The sequence below is a fragment of the Streptomyces sp. MMCC 100 genome (assembly GCF_041538145.2).
GTDB lineage: Bacteria > Actinomycetota > Actinomycetes > Streptomycetales > Streptomycetaceae > Streptomyces.
Window position 1 is genome coordinate 8,133,688 of the sequence record NZ_JBGORK020000001.1, and the last position, 18,295, is coordinate 8,151,982.

15 protein-coding genes and 1 tRNA gene are annotated in these 18,295 nt (G+C 72.3%); 9 read left to right on the plus strand and 7 right to left on the minus strand.

Translation table 11 applies throughout. The features are described from left to right. Positions 1 to 164: 164 nt before the first annotated feature. The 5 genes from ABS735_RS37765 to fhaA form a co-directional block, all read right to left on the minus strand. Positions 165 to 1,637: a peptidoglycan D,D-transpeptidase FtsI family protein gene (locus ABS735_RS37765; RefSeq protein WP_373904757.1), complete on the minus strand. Its 1,473-nt coding sequence runs from the start codon at positions 1,635 to 1,637 to the stop codon at positions 165 to 167. Next, a complete protein-coding gene (locus ABS735_RS37770) occupies positions 1,634 to 3,070 on the minus strand; it encodes an FtsW/RodA/SpoVE family cell cycle protein (RefSeq protein ID WP_373904758.1) in 1,437 nt (478 codons plus the stop codon). The genes ABS735_RS37765 and ABS735_RS37770 overlap by 4 nt, the downstream gene beginning before the upstream one ends. 27 nt (positions 3,071 to 3,097) lie before the next feature. Further along, positions 3,098 to 4,639, minus strand: coding sequence for a Stp1/IreP family PP2C-type Ser/Thr phosphatase (locus ABS735_RS37775; protein ID WP_373904759.1), 1,542 nt, complete (start codon positions 4,637 to 4,639; stop codon positions 3,098 to 3,100). A 141-nt stretch (positions 4,640 to 4,780) separates the two neighbouring features. Continuing rightward, the gene (gene fhaB / locus ABS735_RS37780) at positions 4,781 to 5,299 is read right to left on the minus strand and encodes an antibiotic biosynthesis regulator FhaB (RefSeq protein ID WP_373904760.1); all 519 of its coding nucleotides are present in this window, start codon (positions 5,297 to 5,299) and stop codon (positions 4,781 to 4,783) included. 10 nt (positions 5,300 to 5,309) lie between these two features. After that, positions 5,310 to 6,176, minus strand: coding sequence for an antibiotic biosynthesis regulator FhaA (gene fhaA, locus ABS735_RS37785; RefSeq protein ID WP_373904761.1), 867 nt, complete (start codon positions 6,174 to 6,176; stop codon positions 5,310 to 5,312). Positions 6,177 to 6,693: 517 nt separating this feature from the next. Between fhaA and ABS735_RS37790 the strand changes: the two genes are divergently transcribed. Further along, a tRNA-Leu gene (locus ABS735_RS37790) sits at positions 6,694 to 6,780 on the plus strand. An 86-nt stretch (positions 6,781 to 6,866) separates the two neighbouring features. On the opposite strand, the gene ABS735_RS37795 is transcribed toward ABS735_RS37790, so the two are convergent. Next, entirely contained in the window at positions 6,867 to 7,763 is an 897-nt protein-coding gene (locus ABS735_RS37795; protein WP_373904762.1) for a carbohydrate-binding protein, read from the minus strand. A gap of 406 nt (positions 7,764 to 8,169) precedes the next feature. Here ABS735_RS37795 and ABS735_RS37800 point away from each other — a divergent pair, with 406 nt between their 5' ends. The 6 genes from ABS735_RS37800 to ABS735_RS37825 all read left to right on the plus strand — a co-directional run bounded on the left by ABS735_RS37800 (position 8,170) and on the right by ABS735_RS37825 (position 14,254). After that, positions 8,170 to 9,708 (plus strand): DUF2252 domain-containing protein, encoded by a 1,539-nt coding sequence (locus ABS735_RS37800; protein ID WP_373904763.1) that lies wholly within the window; start codon positions 8,170 to 8,172, stop codon positions 9,706 to 9,708. A gap of 107 nt (positions 9,709 to 9,815) precedes the next feature. Then, entirely contained in the window at positions 9,816 to 10,631 is an 816-nt protein-coding gene (locus tag ABS735_RS37805; RefSeq protein WP_373904764.1) for a hypothetical protein, read from the plus strand. A 49-nt stretch (positions 10,632 to 10,680) separates the two neighbouring features. Beyond that, positions 10,681 to 11,010, plus strand: a complete 330-nt coding sequence (locus tag ABS735_RS37810; protein WP_373905147.1) for a rhodanese-like domain-containing protein — start codon at positions 10,681 to 10,683, stop codon at positions 11,008 to 11,010. A 195-nt stretch (positions 11,011 to 11,205) separates the two neighbouring features. Continuing rightward, positions 11,206 to 12,186, plus strand: a complete 981-nt coding sequence (locus ABS735_RS37815; protein ID WP_373904765.1) for a DUF5819 family protein — start codon at positions 11,206 to 11,208, stop codon at positions 12,184 to 12,186. After that, positions 12,183 to 13,484 (plus strand): HTTM domain-containing protein, encoded by a 1,302-nt coding sequence (locus ABS735_RS37820; protein WP_373904766.1) that lies wholly within the window; start codon positions 12,183 to 12,185, stop codon positions 13,482 to 13,484. The genes ABS735_RS37815 and ABS735_RS37820 overlap by 4 nt, the downstream gene beginning before the upstream one ends. Further along, the gene (locus tag ABS735_RS37825; protein ID WP_373904767.1) at positions 13,481 to 14,254 is read left to right on the plus strand and encodes a TrmH family RNA methyltransferase; all 774 of its coding nucleotides are present in this window, start codon (positions 13,481 to 13,483) and stop codon (positions 14,252 to 14,254) included. The genes ABS735_RS37820 and ABS735_RS37825 overlap by 4 nt, the downstream gene beginning before the upstream one ends. Positions 14,255 to 14,263: 9 nt before the next feature. On the opposite strand, the gene paaN is transcribed toward ABS735_RS37825, so the two are convergent. After that, positions 14,264 to 15,955, minus strand: coding sequence for a phenylacetic acid degradation protein PaaN (gene paaN / locus ABS735_RS37830; RefSeq protein ID WP_373904768.1), 1,692 nt, complete (start codon positions 15,953 to 15,955; stop codon positions 14,264 to 14,266). Positions 15,956 to 16,147: 192 nt separating this feature from the next. Here paaN and ABS735_RS37835 point away from each other — a divergent pair, with 192 nt between their 5' ends. Together ABS735_RS37835 and ABS735_RS37840 are read left to right on the plus strand one after the other, a co-directional pair. Further along, the gene (locus ABS735_RS37835; protein ID WP_373904769.1) at positions 16,148 to 17,662 is read left to right on the plus strand and encodes a 3-hydroxyacyl-CoA dehydrogenase; all 1,515 of its coding nucleotides are present in this window, start codon (positions 16,148 to 16,150) and stop codon (positions 17,660 to 17,662) included. Then, positions 17,659 to 18,288, plus strand: coding sequence for a TetR/AcrR family transcriptional regulator (locus tag ABS735_RS37840; protein WP_373904770.1), 630 nt, complete (start codon positions 17,659 to 17,661; stop codon positions 18,286 to 18,288). The genes ABS735_RS37835 and ABS735_RS37840 overlap by 4 nt, the downstream gene beginning before the upstream one ends. The last annotated feature ends 7 nt before the right edge of the window (positions 18,289 to 18,295 follow it).

An 18,295-nucleotide genomic window follows, 5' to 3' on the forward strand; every position in this document is an offset into this window, starting at 1 on the left:
TCCCGACCGGCATGCTTGTACGGTCGGAGGCTGCCGTCCGGCCTACCGTACCCGGCTCGCTCCGGGCCCCTTGGCCGAGCCGGGCAGCCGATACAGGACCGGTATCGCAACGTGCGCCGATGTGAAGGGGACGTGACCGGAGTCACGTCCCGTTCATGGCGCGGTCACTTCTTGCTGTCGATGACGGCCTCCATGACGTTCTTCGCGATCGGTGCCGCGAGGCCGCCGCCGGAGATGTCGTCGCGGACGGCGTTCTCGTCCTCGATCACCACGGCCACGGCGACGGGCGAGCTGCCGTCGTCACCCTTGGCGTACGAGATGAACCAGGCGTAGGGGTTCTCGCTGTTGTCGACACCGTGCTGTGCGGTACCGGTCTTGCCGCCCACCTTGACGCCGTCGATCTTGGCGTTGGTTCCCGTGCCGTCCTCGACGACGGTCTCCATCATGGACTGGAGGATCTGGGCGTTGTCCGCGGACAGCGGCTTGCTCATCTCCTCGGGGTCGGTCTTCTCGATGGTGTCGAGGTTGGGTGCCTGGAGTGCGTCGACCATGTACGGCTTCATCAGGGTGCCGTTGTTGGCGATGGCCGAGGTGACCATGGCCATCTGCAGCGGGGTCGCCGCGGTGTTGTACTGGCCGATGGAGGAGAGCGCGACCTGCGAGTCGTTCATGCCGTCGGAGAAGACGGAGGCGCTGGAGCGGACCGGGACGAACTGCTCCTCGGTGAAGCCGAACTTCTTGGCGGTCTCCAGCATCTTGTCGTTGCCGAGGTCGTAGCCGAGCTTGCCGAAGACGGTGTTGCAGGAGACGCGCAGGGCCTCTCGGAGGGTGGCGTTCTCGCAGGGGATGTCGCCCTCGTTCTTCAGCTCGGTGGTGGTGCCGGGCATCGTCCAGGGCAGCGGGGAGTCGGTCTTCTCGTCGGCCGAGTCGTACGTGCCGTGCTCCAGGGCCGCCGCCGCGGTGACCACCTTGAAGGTGGAGCCGGGCGGGTAGACCTCGCGCAGGGCGCGGTTGAGCATCGGGTCGTCGGGGTTGTTCTTCTTCTGGAGCTTGTTCCAGGCCTCGCCGGCCGCGTCGTTGCTGCCCGCGATGGAGGTGGGGTCGTACGAGGGGTACGAGGCCATGGAGAGGATCTTGCCGGTGGACGGCTCGATCGCGACGACGGCTCCCTTGGCGCCCTGCTTCTTCAGGCCGTCGTAGGCGGCCTTCTGGGCGGCGGCGTTGAGGGTGGTGACGACGTTTCCGCCTTCGCGCTTCTTGCCCGTGACCATGTCGAGGGTGTTGCGGAAGAAGAGCCGGTCGTCGTTGCCGGTGAGGATGCCGTCGTCGATGGACTCGAGCTGGGTGGCGCCGAAGGCCTGGGAGACGTAGCCGGTGACGGGCGCCCACATGGCGCCGTCCTTGTAGGTGCGCTTGTACTTGAAGTCGCCCTCGGTGGTGGTGTGTCCGGTGATGGCCTTGCCGTCGACGATGATGTCGCCGCGGGGGCTGGCGTACCGCTCGATAGCGACCCGGCGGTTGTGCTCGTCCTCCTTGAGCTCGTCGGCCTGGACGTACTGGAGCCAGTTGTCCCGGATGAGGAGGGTGAGGACGAGGAGGCCGCAGAAGATCGCGATTCGGCGCAGTGGCTTGTTCACGGTCGGACCACCTGGGTCATCTCGGCGTCGGGGCTGGCGGGCGCGGCGGGTGCCGGTCTGCGCGCGGTGTCGCTGATGCGCAGCAGGATGCCGATCAGCGCCCAGTTGGCGATGACGGAGGAACCGCCGTAGGCCAGGAAGGGCATGGTCATACCGGTGAGCGGGATGAGGCCCATGACTCCGCCGGCGACGACGAAGACCTGGAGGGCGAAGGCGCCGGAGAGGCCGATGGCGAGGAGCTTGCCGAAGGGGTCGCGGGCGGCGAGGGCGGTGCGCACGCCGCGTTCCACGATCAGGGCGTAGAGCAGCAGCAGGGCCATCAGGCCGGCCAGGCCCAGTTCCTCGCCGAAGGTGGCGAGGATGAAGTCGGAGTTGGCGGCGAAGCGGATCAGCTCGGAGTGGCCCTGGCCCCAGCCGGTGCCGAGGGTGCCGCCGGAGCCGAAGGCCCACAGGGCCTGCATGGCCTGCTCGGAGTGGCCGACCTGGTTGGCGCGGGAGAGCGCGAACTCCCGCATCGGGTCGAGCCAGGCGTCGACGCGCTGCTGGATGTGGGGTTCGAAGCTGGCCACGCCGACGGCGCCGACCGCGGACATCAGCATGCCGAAGACGATCCAGCTGGTCCGCTCGGTGGCGACGTACAGCATGATCACGAACATGCCGAAGAACAGCAGCGAGGTGCCGAGGTCGGTCTCGAAGACGAGGATCAGGATCGAGACGATCCAGACGACCAGGATGGGGCCGAGGTCGCGGCCGCGCGGCAGGTAGAGGCCCATGAAGCGGCGGCTGGCGAGGGCGAGGGCGTCGCGCTTCACCATCAGGTAGCCGGCGAAGAAGATCGCGAGGACGATCTTGGCGAACTCGCCGGGCTGGATGGAGAAGGAGCCGACCTGGATCCAGATCTTGGCGCCGTAGATGTTCTTGCCGAGGCCCGGTACGAGCGGGAGCAGCAGCAGGAACAGGGCGCCGAGCATGGAGATGTAGGTGTAGCGCTGCAGGACGCGGTGGTCCTTGAGGAAGACGAGGACGGCGACGAACAGGGCGATGCCCATCGCGGTGTAGATCAGCTGGCGTGGTGCGGCGGTGCCGGCCTGGTCGATGCTCTGGAGCAGTTCGGACTGGTCCAGGCGCCAGATGGCGACGAGTCCGAGTCCGTTGAGCAGGGTGGCCAGCGGCAGCAGCAGCGGGTCCGCGTACGGGGCGAACTTGCGCACGACGAGGTGGCCGACGCCGGCCAGCAGGCCGAGGCCGAAGCCGTAGCTCAGCAGGCCGGCGGGCACCTCGTCGTTGATGGCCAGACCCACGTTGGCGTAGGCGAAGACCGGGATGAGGACGGCGAACACGAGCAGAGCCAGCTCGGTGTTGCGCCGGCTCGGGGCGCCGATGGCGCCGATCGTGGACGTGTGGTGCGTCGACGGGTTGGTAGTACTGCTCATCGTGTGACGGGGCCTCTCACGGCTTGCCTACTGCTGCTTACCGCACAGCGAGACGACCTTCTGCTCTTCCTCCGAGAGGGTCGGGCCTGAGCCTGGAGTGGGTGCGGTCGTGGACGGGGACTCGGACGATTCGGGTGCCTCGGGGGATCCCGAAGGGTTCGGGCTCGGTGAGGCCTTGGACGTGAAGGAGGCGGGAGAGGTTCCCGTGGTGCCTCCGGCCTCGCCCTCGCCCGTCTTCGCGTTCTTCTCGGTCTGAGCCGCGCGGCGGTCGGCCTGCTTCTTGCAGGCGGAGGCCTGGACCGCCAGTTCCTCGATCTTGGCCCGGGCGTCGTTGAGGTCGCTCTCGGGGATGGTGGCCTCGACCAGTTTCTGCTGGTAGGGCGGCAGGTACTTGAGTTCGATCTCGGGGTGGTCCTTCTGGACCTTGGAGAGGGAGACCCAGGCCAGGTCCTGGCTGATGCCCCGGTACAGCGCGAGGTGGTCGTTGTTGGTGCCGACGTAGTACTGGGTCTGGGTCCAGCGCCAGCCGCCGTAGGTGCCGCCGCCGATGACGGCGAGGGCGAGGGCGGTGTAGAGGGACCGCTTGAGCCACTTGCGGTTCTTGCGGGGTTTGACGAAGTCGTCGGGGCCGTAGTCGTCGAAGCCGCCGGTGGGGATGAAGCCGGTGGTGTCGCCGCTGCCGGGCGGGCCGAACTCGCCGCCTCCGCCGCGCGGGCGGCCGAGGCCGGCGGCGCGGCCGGCCGGGGTCTGCATGATGCCGTTGTCGCCCGTCTGGGCCTGGTTCTCGGCGACGGCGCCGACGACCACGGGGGTGTCGGAGAGCTGCGCGGCGAGGGTGTCGCCGGTGTCGAGGTCGAGGACGTCGGCGACGATGACGGTGATGTTGTCGGGGCCGCCACCGCGCAGGGCGAGCTGGATCAGCTCCTGGACGGTCTCCTGCGGGCCCTGGTAGCTGGCGAGGGCGTCCTCCATCGTCTGGTGGGAGACGACGCCGGAGAGTCCGTCGGAGCAGATGAGGTAGCGGTCGCCGGCCCTGACCTCGCGGATGGACAGGTCGGGTTCGACGTGGTCGCCGCTGCCGAGGGCGCGCATCAGCAGGGAGCGCTGCGGGTGGGTGTCCGCCTCCTCCTCGGTGATGCGTCCTTCGTCGACGAGGCGCTGCACCCAGGTGTGGTCCTGGGTGATCTGGGTGAGGACGCCGTCGCGCAGCAGGTAGGCGCGGGAGTCGCCGACGTGGACCATTCCCAGGCGCTGGCCGGTCCACAGCAGGGCGGTCAGGGTGGTGCCCATGCCCTCCAGGGCGGGGTCCTCCTCGACCATCTGCCGCAGCTGGTCGTTGGCGCGCTGTACGGCGGCGCCGAGGGAGGTGAGGACGTCGGAGCCGGGTACGTCGTCGTCGAGGGCGACGATGGTGGAGATCACCTCGGAGGAGGCGACCTCACCGGCGGCCTGGCCGCCCATGCCGTCGGCGATGGCGAGCAGGCGGGGGCCGGCGTAGCCGGAGTCCTCGTTGCCCTCGCGGATCATGCCCTTGTGGGAACCGGCGGCGAAGCGCAGTGACAGACTCATGCGCACCTCGCCCGTCGGCTCCGACTGCAGCCGGTCGTGTCGAGCCACACTGCCCACCCTCCGGTCGGGAGCGCGCCGGGGCCCGGGGTGCCGGCCGCCGCTGCGTGCTCGCTCCGCTCGCGCTCATTCATTGGTGTAGCACTACTTCCGCAGCTCGATGACGGTCTTGCCGATGCGGATCGGCGCCCCGGGGCCAATCGGTGTCGGGGTCGTCAGCCGGGCCCGGTCCAGGTAGGTGCCGTTGGTGGAGCCCAGGTCCTCGACGATCCACTGGCCGTTCTGGTCCGGGTAGATCCTGGCATGGCGGCTGGAGGCGTAGTCGTCGTCCAGCACGATCGTCGAGTCGTGTGCCCGGCCGAGCGTGATGGTCTGGCCCTGGAGGGCGACGGTGGTGCCGGTGAGGGTGCCCTCCGTCACGACCAGCTTGGTGGGCGCGCCCCGGCGGCCGCGGCTGCCGCCGGACTGCTGGCGCTGCGGTGGAGGCGCCTGGCCCTGGCGCGTGGCGGTCTGCTGCGGTCGGGCGGCGTCGCGCCGCGCGCCGCGCTGGGTGACCCGCGTACCGAAGAGGTCGCTGCGGATGACCTGCACGGCCACGATCACGAACAGCCACAGTACGGCGAGAAAACCCAGCCGCATGACCGTGAGGGTCAGCTCTGACATTGCCCCCGGATCACCCTTCGGCTTGCCTGTAGATAACGGTGGTGCTGCCCACGACGATCCGCGAGCCGTCGCGGAGCGTAGCGCGGGTGGTGTGCTGCCCGTCCACCACGATGCCGTTGGTGGACCCGAGATCCTGGATCGTCGAGGGCGTTCCGGTCCGGATCTCGCAGTGCCGGCGGGAGACGCCGGGGTCGTCGATCCGCACGTCGGCCTCGGTGCTGCGGCCCAGCACGAGCGTCGCGCGGGAGATCTGATGGCGGGTGCCGTTGATCTCGATCCAGTGGCGGGTGCGTCCGCCTGGGGCGGGCGTGGGAGGGGGCTGCTGGCCGCCGGCGGGCTGCGGGTAGCCGTAGCCGCCTGGGCGGCCGGGCGGCGGCGCGGCCGGCATGGGCGGGGCGCCCGCGGGGGCGGCCGGCGGGTAGCCGTACCCGCCGCCCGGTCCGCCGGGCCGTGCGGGGGGTGCCGGGGGCGCGGCGGGGGCCGGGCCGCCCTGGTGGCTGCTGGAGGAGGCGAGGGTACGGCTGCGCACCCGGTACAGGCCGGTGTCGAGGTCGTCCGCCTTCTCCAGGTGGACCTTGATCGGTCCCATGAAGGTGTAGCGCTGCTGCTTGGCGTAGTCGCGGACCATGCCGGCCAGCTCGTCGCCGAGCTGTCCGGAGTAGGGGCTGAGGCGTTCGAAGTCGGGCGTGCTCAGTTCCACGATGAAGTCGTTGGGTACCACGGTGCGGTCGCGGTTCCAGATGGTCGCGTTGTTGTCGCATTCACGCTGAAGCGCTCCCGCGATCTCCACGGGCTGCACCTCGGACTTGAACACCTTCGCGAAGGTGCCGTTGACCAGGCCTTCGAGTCGCTGCTCGAACTTCTTCAGGACTCCCATGGGGCACCTCCTCCGTCGCTGCCGTCCTGTCCGCTTCCACTGTCCTGCGTAGTGCTGTGTTGCGTACCGCTGCTCCGCGCAGTGCGGTGCGTGCGCGCACTGCCCACCTGGTACTGCTTACTGATCGTATCCACGCGCCGGTCGATCGGCTGGTTCCCCCTGTCGGCCCGGTCGACGGGTGTCGACGCCTCTCGGAGTTCCCGCCGGGGCTCCTCTTCGAACTCCCGCGGTTCCCTCGGGATGTGCTCCCTCAGGTACTCATGCCCAGGATCGTAGAGGCGGCCGCAGACCAGTGTCCCGCACCTGACCGCGGTCCCCTACCGGCTCCTGGGGAGACGGGCCGGACCGGTACGAGGTTGATACGTGAACGGCCAAGGACCGGGACGAGTGCCCGAAGGAGGGCGGGCGCCCCGGTCCGCCCGGGGAAAGGGATGTGAATCGACCCCTTCCAGCGTGCTAATGTTCTCGTGTCGGAAGGCGCCGGACCGCAAGGAAAAGCCCGGAAGACACACCCAATGCGCGGGTGGCGGAATAGGCAGACGCGCTGGATTCAGGTTCCAGTGCCCGCAAGGGCGTGGGGGTTCAACTCCCCCCTCGCGCACCAGCCGGAAGCCCCCCAGGTCTCGGACCTGGGGGGCTTCCGCGTGTCCGGGCACGGTACCCCGGGACGCGTGCGCTGTGAGGAAGGTCTCAGGACTCCGACTGCCACAGGGCCGGTACGTTCGGCGGCTCCCAGCCGGTCATCGAGGTGTGCGCCTGGAGGCAGCGGTAGGAGTGTCCGCCGTACGTCACCCGGTCGCCGGCGGTGTAGGCGTGGCCGCTCGTCCAGGTGCCGCCCGGCGGGTCGGTGGGCGGGTCGGTGGGCGGATCCGTGGGGCCGGTGTCGCCGTCCACGTTCAGGACGAAGTCGAAGGTGCCCTCCTTGCCGTTGCCTGCGCCGCGGACGTTCATCAGCAGGGCCGGGTCGAAGATCATGTCCGTGCTGTTGCGGGGCTCGCCGGGGAAGTAGAGCTGGGTGGTCAGCACGGGCTCGCCGGGGGCCTGCACCTTGACGTGGATGTGCCGGGTCCGGCCGGGATAGAGGCCGGGGACGACCGTCTGCAGGGCGAAGGCGCCGGTGGCGTCGCTGAACTGGTGGCCGCGGAAGGTGTACCCGGCCATGTCGTAGTCGCCGTTGTCGTCGGCCTGCCAGAAGTCGAGGAGCACGCCGGACAGCGGGACGCAGTTGCGGCCGAAGACGTAGCCGCTGACGGTCAGCGGGGTTCCCGGGGTGCCGGGCGTGACCAGGCTGGTGCGCAGCGGGGAGTTCGGTTTGAAGTACGGGCCCTCGATCTGGTCGGGGGTCGGGTCGTCGCCGTCGTCGCAGTACGGGGTCGGCGTCAGCCGCTGCCCGTCGGAGGAGCGGGCGGCGTCCCGGGCCAGCGCGATACCGCCGGTGGCGAGCAGCGGGACGGTGGCGCCGGCGGCGACGGCCGCCCTGAGCAGCGTCTTGCGGCTGATGCCGCGGTCGCCGCCGGAGCCCGGGCCGGGTCCGGGCCTGGGGCCGGGCTCGGGCCCGTCGGGGGTGGTGGGGGTGTGGGAGGTCATGGCGGTTCCTCGGTCTCCTCGGTGAGTGGTCCCTGGGGAAGCTGAACGGGACGTGCGACATCCGGGACGTCGGGGACAGGGAGCGCGCCCGCCGGCGCGGGGCAGGCTGCTGTGATTGCTTCGACGGGCGCGCTCCGTGGTGATCGCTGGCCACCGTAGGCGCGTCGCGGGGGGTGGGGGCACCTCCTGTTTCGCCCCCTGCCCGGCGTTATGCGGGCGGCGGGCAGGGGCCCGTGTACGGGCGGTGCGGGCGGGGGTACGGTCGTGGCGCGCCGGCGCCGGGGCAGGGAGCGGCCCGGCGCGCACGGGCACGGGTGCGGGTCACGGGTACGCCGCACGGGCCCGGCGCGGCACGACTCAGCGCGGTACGACGCACAGGTACGACGAGTACGGGGAGGCGGCCGGGATGACCGGGGCGACGGCGGGGACGGGCACGGAGGCGGCGACCGTGGAGGCGGCGGGGACGGGCACGGAGGCGGCGTCCGTGGAGGCGGCGGACGGAGTGGTGCCGGCGGCGCGTGCGGGCGGGGACGCGGAACGGACGGGCGGGGCGGTGCGGAGCGGGCGGATGCCGGTCGTCCCGGGGTTCGCGCGGTGGCCCGCGGCCGGCTCGCCGAAGGCGGAGGGCAAGGCGCTGCGCACGCGCGTCCCGCGGTCCGCGCACGCCGCGTTCGACCCGGACGCCGCCCGGCCGGACGCGGTGAGCGCGGTCGAGGAGTCCAACCGCGGCCGGATACCGGGGCTCGCTCCGATCCGCGCCGGGCGGATGGCGGCCACGCCGTTCGCCTTCCTGCGCGGGTCGGCGGGCCTGATGGCGCACGACCTGGCGCGCACGCCGGTGACCGGGATCGGCGCCCAGATCTGCGGGGACGCGCACGCCGCCAACTTCGGCCTCTACGGCGACGCCCGCGGCCGTCTGGTCATCGACCTGAACGACTTCGACGAAACGGTCCACGGCCCCTGGGAGTGGGACCTCAAGCGGCTCGCCGCCTCGCTCGTCCTCGCGGGCCGGGAGGCCGGCGCCGACGAGGACACCTGCCGCGAGGCCGCCCACGACGCGGCGGGCGCCTACCGGCGCACCATGCGGCTGCTGGCGAAGCTCCCCGCGCTGGACGCCTGGAACGCCATCGCCGACGAGGAACTGGTCTCCCACACCGACGCCCACGACCTGCTCGGCACGCTTGAGCGGGTGTCCGAGAAGGCGCGGGCCAACACCAGCGGGCGCTTCGCCGCGAAGTCGACCGAGTCCACCGAGAACGGCGGCCGGCGCTTCGTGGACGCGGCACCGGTGCTGCGCCGGGTGACGGACGCCGAGGCGGCGACGGTCGCGGGCGCCTTGGAGGCGTACCTGGGCACGCTCTCCGAGGACCGGCTGCCGCTGCTGGCCCGGTACGCGGTGCACGACGTGGCCTTCCGGGTCGTCGGCACCGGCAGCGTGGGCACGCGGTCGTACGTCGTACTGCTCCTGGACCACCGGGGCGAGCCGCTCGTGCTCCAGGTCAAGGAGGCCCGGCCCTCCGCGCTGCTGCCCCACCTGGCGGCCGCCGGGTTCGACGCCCCCGAGACCGCGCACGAGGGCCGCCGGGTGGTCCTGGGGCAGAAGCGGATGCAGGTGGTCAGCGACATCCTGCTGGGCTGGACCTCGGTCGACGGACGGCCCTTCCAGGTACGGCAGTTCCGCAACCGCAAGGGCAGCGTCGACCCCGCGGCGCTGGCCGCCGACCAACTGGACGACTACGGCCGCATGACCGGGGCCCTGCTGGCCCGGGCCCACGCGCACAGCGCCGACCCGCGGGTGATCGCGGGCTACTGCGGCAAGAACGGCGAGCTGGACCAGGCCGTGGCCGCTTTCGCCGTCGCCTACGCCGACCGCACCGAGGCGGACCACGCGGAGCTGGTGGCCGCGGTGCGCACGGGGCGGGTCGCGGCGGAGCTGGGGGTGTGAGCGGGGTCTGCGGGACGATCGGGGCGGGCGGGGTGTGCGGGGGCGTGCGGGCGGCCCCGGCCCCGCGTCTGCGGCACGGTCCGCCGGACACCCCCTAGGCTGGTCGGGTGACGACGCCGGAAGCTGAGCCCGAGCAGGAGGGTGCGCCGCGTCCCGAGGAACGGCTGGAACAGGCCGTACGGGCCGCCGAGCAGGCACTCATCGAGTACGAGATCGCGCTGGAGACCTTCCGCGTGGAGGTCGAGAACTTCTCGCGGCTGCACGAGCAGCGGCTCGGCCCGGTGTACGCCCGGCTCGAGGAGCTGGAGGCGCAGATCCTCGAGGCGACGGCGGCCCGCACGGGCGACGACGAGGACCGGCGCCGGGCCGACGAGGCGCGGGCCCGGCTGATGCCGATCCCCGGGGTCGAGGAGCTGCTGAACGGCTGGATGGACGGGGACGGGCTGTTCCCGGAGGCGACCGCGATGCTCACCGACCAGGCGGTCCGGCCCCCGCAGCGGGTCCGGCCGAGCGAGGAGGCCCGCAAGCTCTACCGCGAGCTGGCCCGCAAGGCCCACCCCGACCTGGCGCAGGAGGAGGCCGAACGGGTCCGGCGCGAGGAGTTCATCACCCGCGTCAACGCCGCCTACGCCCGCGGTGACGAGACGGAACTGCGCGAGCTGGCCGAGGAGTGGGCCGCCGGGCCGGTGCCCGAGCGGCGCCCGAGCCGCGGCGAGGAACTCTACGTCCGGCTCGAATGGCTCGACCGGCGCAAGGAGATGCTCACCCTGCTCGCCAAGGAGCTGGAGGAGAGCGCGATCGGCGCCATGCTCAGGCTGGCCCCGGACGACCCCGACCGGCTGCTGGACGAGATCGCCGAGCAGCTGGCGGCCCAGGTGCGGGAGCGCGAGGCGGAGCTGGCGGGGATGCTCGCGCAGGACTGAGCCGGCCGGCGGCTCCGGTAGCGTCTGGGGCATGAGTTTCGGAGCTGGTGTGCCCACGGTCGGGATCGACGACCTCGAGGACGGCGACTTCCTGCTGGACGTCCGCGAGGACGACGAGTGGCAGGCGGGTCATGCCGCCGGGGCGCTGCACATTCCCCTCAGCGAGTTCGTGGCCCGGTACGGTGAGCTGACCGAGGCCGCGCCGCAGGACGGCCGGGTGCACGTGCTCTGCCGCGTGGGGGGTCGCTCGGCGCAGGTCACCATGTACCTGGTCCAGCAGGGCGTCGACGCGGTGAACGTCGACGGCGGCATGCAGGAGTGGGCCGCGGCCGGGCGCCCCGTGGTCGACGACAAGGGTGAGCCCGGGCACGTTCTCTAGGCCGTCCCCGAACGGCTCCGGGCCGTCCCGCCGGATGTGGCGACGGCCACGGTGCGGCCGGTCCGCCGGGGGCTGTGCGGGCGGCCGGTCCTGAGTACCGTTCCCGTTCGAACGTCGCCGAGCAGCCGCACAGGTGGCGCTGGGCGTCCCGTGACGGGACGGGCGGATGGACGGATCGGGACCGAACGGGGCGGAATGGACGCGTACGACAAGGACTCGGACGCCCGGCAGGGGCAGGGGCAGGGGCAGGGGCAGGGGCAGGACGGGCCGGACGGGCCGGACGGCGAAGCGGACGCGGAGGAAACCGGCGGGCCGGCCGGGACTGCCGGGACCGCCGCGGCTCCGGGGGAGGCGGCGGGGGCCGCCGAAGAGGCCGGGACGTCCGAGGGCGTCGTGGCCGCCGCCTCCGGGGAAGCCGGCGCGTCCGAGGGCGTCGTGGCCGCCGCCTCCGGGGAAGCCGGTGCCGTGCGGCCCGCGGAGACCCCCGAGCCCCGTACCGGCGTCGCCGCGCTCTCCCCGCGCTACCAGGTCGGTGCCGTGGTCGCCCTCGCGGTGGTCGCGGTCGCCGTCTGCGCCCACATGGGCCTGGTGTTCCTGCACGTGGCCCCGTCCAACACGCTCACCAAGAAGCACGGCGCGGCGGTGGACGAGTGGGTCTTCCCGGAGTTCGAGCAGAACTGGAAGCTCTTCGCGCCCAACCCGCTCCAGCAGAACGTCTCCGTCCAGGTCCGTGCCGAGGTCGGTACGGCGGACGGCGGGATACGGACGACCGGCTGGCACGACCTGTCCGCCGAGGACGGCCGGGCCATCGACGGCAATCCGCTGCCGAGCCACACCCAGCAGAACGAACTGCGCCGGGCCTGGGACTTCTTCGTCGCGACCCACGACTCCGAGGACCGCCCGGTGGGCCTGAGGGGCGCCCTCTCCGAGACGTATCTGCGGCGCATCGCGCTGCTGCGCCTGGACCGCGACGACGCCGCCGGACCGGGTGGTGTCGTCGAGCGCGTCCAGTACCGTTCCCTGACCACGAACGTGGAGCCGCCCTCGTGGAGCGGTGAGAAGGTCTCCGACCGGCCGACCGTCCGTGAGCTGCCCTGGTGGTCGGTGTCCGCGGAGACCGGAGACGCCAGGGCCGAGAAGGCCGGAACGGCCGGGAAGGAAGGGGGCGCCGCGTGAACGGCATCGTCCTCTCGGTCTCCCGCTCCATCGCCCGCGTCACGGGCGCGGCGCTCGGCCCGTACCAGACCGCTGTGATCCGCATCGGTTTCAGCGCCACCTGGCTGCTCTTCCTGCTGCGCGAACTGCCCCACCGGAACGAGCTGTACGGCCCGGACGGGCCCTGGAGCCACGACCTCGCCGAGCAGTTGATCGCGGACAACGGCGCCTTCACGGCGCTGATGTGGTCGGACGGGCGGGCCTGGTTCGAGATCGTCTACGCGCTGGCCGTTCTGAGCAGCGCGCTGCTCCTGCTGGGCTGGCGCACCCGCACCATGTCCGTGCTGTTCATGGTCGGCGTGCTCTCGCTGCAGAACCGCAGCGTGTTCATGGGGGACGGCGGCGACAACGTCGTGCACCTGATGAGCATCTACCTGGTCCTCACCCGGTGCGGCCAGGTGTGGTCGCTGGACGCGCGCCGCGCCCGGCGTGCGGCGGCCGCACGCGCGCGCGGAGAGCGTGTCGTGGACCGGGTCGGGCCGGTGCTGTGGTGCGCCTCGGGGTTCCTGCTGCTGGCGGTGACGTCGGCGGGTGTTCTCGTCGGCGACTGGTTCGTCCCGGTGCTGCTGTGGGCGGTGTGGGTCTCGCTCGGCCTGTGGTGGCTCGTGGGGCGGGGCGCGGAGGGCGGTCAGCCGCGGATCCTGCTGGACGTGGTCACCAACATCGTGCACAACGGCGCGCTGGTGGTGATCATGGCCGAGGCGTGTCTGATCTACGCGACGGCCGGCTGGTACAAGATCCAGGGTTCGCGCTGGCAGGACGGCACGGCCGTCTACTACCCGCTGCGCCTGGACTACTTCTCGCCGTGGCCCGCGCTGTCCGACGCGCTGGCCGCCAACGGCACGGTGATCATGCTCATCACGTACGGCACGGTCGCCGTGCAGGTCGCCTTCCCGTTCACGCTGTTCAACCGGCGGATCAAGAACGTGCTCCTCGCCGTGATGATGACCGAGCACGCGGTGATCGCCGTGACGCTCGGGCTGCCGTTCTTCTCGCTGGCGATGATCGCCGCCGACGCGGTCTTCCTGCCGACCTCGTTCCTGCGCCGGCTGGGCGGCTGGACGGCACGCGCGAGTGGCCGGCTGTCGGGCCGGGGGCCCTCGGTGGTACTCGCGGGGGCGGCGGACCGGCACGGGGGCGGTCGTACGGCGACGGTGCCCGGGCCCCGCACCCGTGGGGGCGAGGAGGCGGACGGAGCCGGAGCGGGCGCGATGGACGGGAAGGACCCCGACCCCACGCACGTAGGCTTCCGCACATGACCGACCCCGTCGCCCCCGGCCCGCCGGCCGCCTGGCACCTGAACGCCGGCCGGTGCGTGCTGCTGGACGGCTTCCACGCCCTCAAGCACGCGCTGCGCTTCGGCGCCGAGGTGCCGGTGGCGGTCACGAGCGACCGCGCGGGCGTCCTGGCCCTGGCCGACGAGCTGGCGCCGGACGTGCGCGAGGCGCTGGCGGGGCTGCTGACCGAGGTGTCGCGGGAGGCGTACGCGTCGCTCGTCGCGCGGCCCCACCCCACGGCGGTGGCCGCCCTGGCCGTACGGCCCTCGCGGGCGGCCGGGCTCGAGGCGCTGGCGCGCACACCCCGCCGCGCCCCCGTCGTGGTCCTCGACCAGCCGCGCAACCTCGGCAACGCGGGGGCGGTGATCCGGCTGGCCGCCGGTTTCGGGGCGACCGGTGTGGTCACCACCGGCACGCTCGACCCCTGGCACCCCACGGTGGTGCGCGGCGGGGCGGGGCTGCACTTCGCGACCGTCGTGGAGCGGCTGGAGGTCGCCGGGCTGCCGCCGGGGCCGGTGTTCGCGCTGGACCCGGAGGGCGAGGACATCCGGGGGCTGAAGCTGCCGGACGACGCGCTGCTCGCGTTCGGCTCCGAGCGCAGCGGGCTCTCGCGGGAGCTGCGCGCGCGGGCCGACCACCTGGTGGCGCTGCCGATGCGCCCCCAGGTCTCCAGCTACAACCTCGCGACCAGTGTGGCCATGACGCTGTACCACTGGAGTGCCGGCGGGGGCACACCGCACGTGCTGCCTTAGGGCCCTGTCTCAGGCCGGGCGGCGGACCTCCACCACCCGGAAGCGGTTCGCGACGAACGCGCCGTCGCACAGGGCCGCGTTGGCCGCCGGGTTGCCGCCCGAGCCGTGGAAGTCGGAGAAGGCGGCCGTCTGGTTGACGTACACCCCGCCGGTGAGATTCAGCGAGAGCTGGGCGGCCTCGTCCAGGCAGACCTCCTGCACGGCCTCCTCGACCTCGGGGTCGGTGGTGTAGGCGCCCACCGTCATCGCGCCCTTCTCGCGGACGCTGCGGCGCAGCAGCTCCAGGGCGTGGTCGGCGGAGTCGACGGCGACCGTGAAGGAGACCGGACCGAAGCACTCGCTGGTCCAGGCGGCCTCGTCCTCGGGCTTGGCGCCGTCCAGCTTGACGATCACCGGGGTGCGCACGACCGCGTCCGGGAACTCCGGGTTGGTCACTTCGCGGGAGGCGAGGGCGACCTCGCCGAGGCCGGCGGCGGCCTCCAGGCGGGCTTTGACGTCCGGGTTGACGATCGCGCCGAGCAGCGCGTTCGCGCGGGCGTCGTCGCCGAGGAGGCCGTCGACGGCGCGGGCCAGGTCGGCGGTGACCTCGTCGTAGGTCTTGGCGCCCTGGTCGGTGCGGATGCCGTCGCGGGGGATCAGCAGGTTCTGCGGGGTGGTGCACATCTGGCCGCTGTAGAGGGAGAGCGAGAAGGCCAGGTTGGCGAGCATGCCCTGGTAGTCGTCGGTCGACTCCACGATCACCGTGTTGACGCCGGCCTTCTCCGTGTACACCTGCGCCTGGCGGGCGTTGGCCTCCAGCCAGTCGCCGAAGGCGGTGGAGCCGGTGTAGTCGACGATCCGGATCTCGGGGCGGGTCGCGAGGGTCTTGGCGATGCCCTCGCCGGGGCGCTCGGCGGCCAGCGCGACCAGGTTCGGGTCGAAGCCGGCCTCGGTGAGGACGTCGCGGGCGACCTGGACGGTGAGGGCGAGCGGCAGCACCGCGCGGGGGTGCGGCTTGACCAGGACCGCGTTGCCGGTGGCGAGGGAGGCGAACAGGCCCGGATAGCCGTTCCACGTCGGGAAGGTGTTGCAGCCGATGACCAGGCCGATGCCGCGCGGGACCGGCGTGAACCGCTTGGTGAGCGCGAGCGGGTCGCGCTTGCCCTGGGGCTTGGTCCACTCCGCCGTCTCGGGTGTGCGGGACTGCTCCACGTACGCGTAGGCCACGGCCTCCATGCCGCGGTCCTGGGCGTGCGGGCCGCCCGCCTGGAAGGCCATCATGAAGGCCTGTCCTGAGGTGTGCATGACCGCCTGGGCGAACTCCATCGTCCGGTCGGCGATCCGCCCGATGATCTCCAGGCAGACCATCGCGCGCAGCTCCGCGCCCGCGTCCCGCCACGCCCTTTGGCCGGCCTTCATGGCGGGCAGCAGCACGTCGAGGTCCGCGTGCGGATACTCCACGCCCAGCTCGACGCCGTACGGGGAGACCTCGCCGCCCACCCAGCCGTCGGTGCCCGGCTGGCCGAGGTCGAGGCGGGTGCCGTGCAAAGCGTCGAAGGCGGCCTTGCCCGCGGCCGTGTCCAGGCTGCCGTTCTCCCCGTAGGCCTTGGGGTGCTCGGGGTGGGGGGACCAGTACGCGCGCGTGCGGATCGTCTCCAGCGCCAGGTCCAGGGTCGGCCGGTGCTGGGCGATCAGCTGGTGTGCGGTGAGTTCGGCGGCCATGCGGGACCAACTCCTCGTTTCTCACGGACTCGCCGACTTCCCGTCGACGCTCTGTCGACTGTCTGTCGAGTCCGTGGACCTGGGGGAAACCTGGGCAGAAACAGGCGGACACGGCTAGAGTAACCGAACGATCGGTCGGTACAAGGGGGACCGCCGCATCTGTGGAAAACCCCGTGCGGGAGGATCGCGCACATGACAGCACTCGACCTCAGCAGCCCCGTGGCCGTCGTCGGCACCGGCACCATGGGCCAGGGCATCGCCCAGGTGGCGCTGGTCGCGGGCCATCCCGTACGGCTGTACGACGCCGCCCCGGGGCTGGCCCGGGAGGCGGCAGACGTGATCGGGGCCCGGCTCGACCGGCTCGTCGAGAAGGACCGCCTCACCGGCGCCGAACGGGACGCCGCCCGCGCCCGGCTCACGTCCGCCGATACCCTCGCCGAACTCGCCGACTGCGCGCTCGTCGTCGAGGCGGTCGTGGAGCGTCTTGACGTCAAGCAGGAGCTGTTCCGCGCGCTGGAGGACGTCGTCGGCGACGACTGCCTGCTCGCCACCAACACCTCCTCCCTGTCCGTCACCGCGGTCGGCGGCGCACTGCGCGTCCCCGGCCGCTTCGTGGGCCTGCACTTCTTCAACCCCGCGCCGCTGCTCCCGCTGGTGGAGGTGGTCTCCGGGTTCGCCACCGACCCCGCGTCGGCCACGCGCGCGTACGAGACGGCCCGCGCCTGGGGCAAGACCCCGGTGGCCTGCGCCGACACCCCCGGCTTCGTCGTCAACCGCGTCGCCCGGCCCTTCTACGCCGAGGCCCTCGCCGTCCACGAGGCACGGGGCGCGGACCCGGCCACCATCGACGCCGTGCTGCGCGAGTCGGGCGGCTTCAGGATGGGCGCCTTCGAGCTGACCGACCTCATCGGCCAGGACGTCAACGAGTCCGTCACGCACTCCGTGTGGCAGTCGTTCTTCCAGGACGTGCGCTTCACCCCGTCCCTGGCCCAGCGCCGCCTGGTCGAGTCCGGCCGGCTCGGCCGCAAGAGTGGGCAGGGCTGGTACGACTACCGCGACGGCGCCGAGCGCCCCGGGCCGCACACCGCCGAACCGGCCGGGGCGCCCGCGTACGTCGTCGTCGAGGGGGACCTGGGACCGGCGGCCGAGCTGGTCGCGCTGATCCGCGAGGCAGGCGTCGAGGTGCGTCCGGAGGACGGGTACGGCGCGGGACGGCTCGTCCTGCCCGGCGGCGGCACGCTGTGCCTCGCCGACGGTGAGCTGCCCGTGTCGAAGGACCTCGTCCACTTCGACCTCGCCCTCGACTACCGCGCGGCCACCCGGGTCGCCCTGTCCGCGTCCCGAGGCGTCCGTCCGGGCCTCCTGTCCGAGGCCACCGGCCTGTTCCAGGCGCTCGGCAAGAAGGTCAGCGTCATCGGCGACGTCCCTGGCATGATCGTGGCCCGGACGGTGGCCCGGATCATCGACCTGGCGTTCGACGCCGTGGCCAAGGGCGTGGCCGCCCCGGAGGACGTCGACACGGCGATGCGGCTGGGTGTGAACTATCCCCTCGGCCCCTTCGCATGGAGCCGTCGGCTCGGTGACACCTGGGCCCGCGACCTGCTGTCCCACGTCCACGAGTGGGAACCGTCCGGGCGCTGCGCGCCGTCCCTCGCGCTCCACCGCCACGCCGACGCCGCCGAGGCCCGGGAGGACACCGACTCATGACCACCGCCAAGCGCGACACGTACACGCCCGAGACGCTGCTGTCCGTGGCCGTGCAGGTCTTCATCGAGCGCGGCTACGACGGCACCTCCATGGAGCACCTGTCCAAGGCGGCGGGGATCTCCAAGTCGTCGATATATCACCACGTCACGGGCAAGGAGGAGTTGCTGCGCCGGGCCGTGAGCCGGGCCCTGGACGAGCTCTTCGGGATCCTCGACGAGGAGCACGCGCGCGTGGGGACGGCCGCCGAGCGCCTCGAGTACGTCGTGCGGCGCATGGTCGAGGTGCTCATGGCCGAGCTGCCCTATGTGACGCTGCTGCTGCGGGTGCGCGGCAACACCGGCACCGAGCGGTGGGCGCTGGAGCGGCGGCGCGAGTTCGACCACCGGGTCGCCGCCCTGCTGAAGGACGCGGCGGCCGAGGGGGACGTGCGCGCCGACGTGGAGGTGCGGCTCGCGACCCGCCTCGTCTTCGGCATGATCAACTCGATCGTCGAGTGGTACCGCCCCGACGGTCCCGACGGCCGGGGTGGCGCGAGTGGCGTGAGTGGTGCGAGCGGCGCGGGCGAGCGCGAGGTGGTCGAGGCGGTGGCGCGGCTGGTGTTCGGCGGGCTGCGCAAGGCGTCCTGAGCGGCCT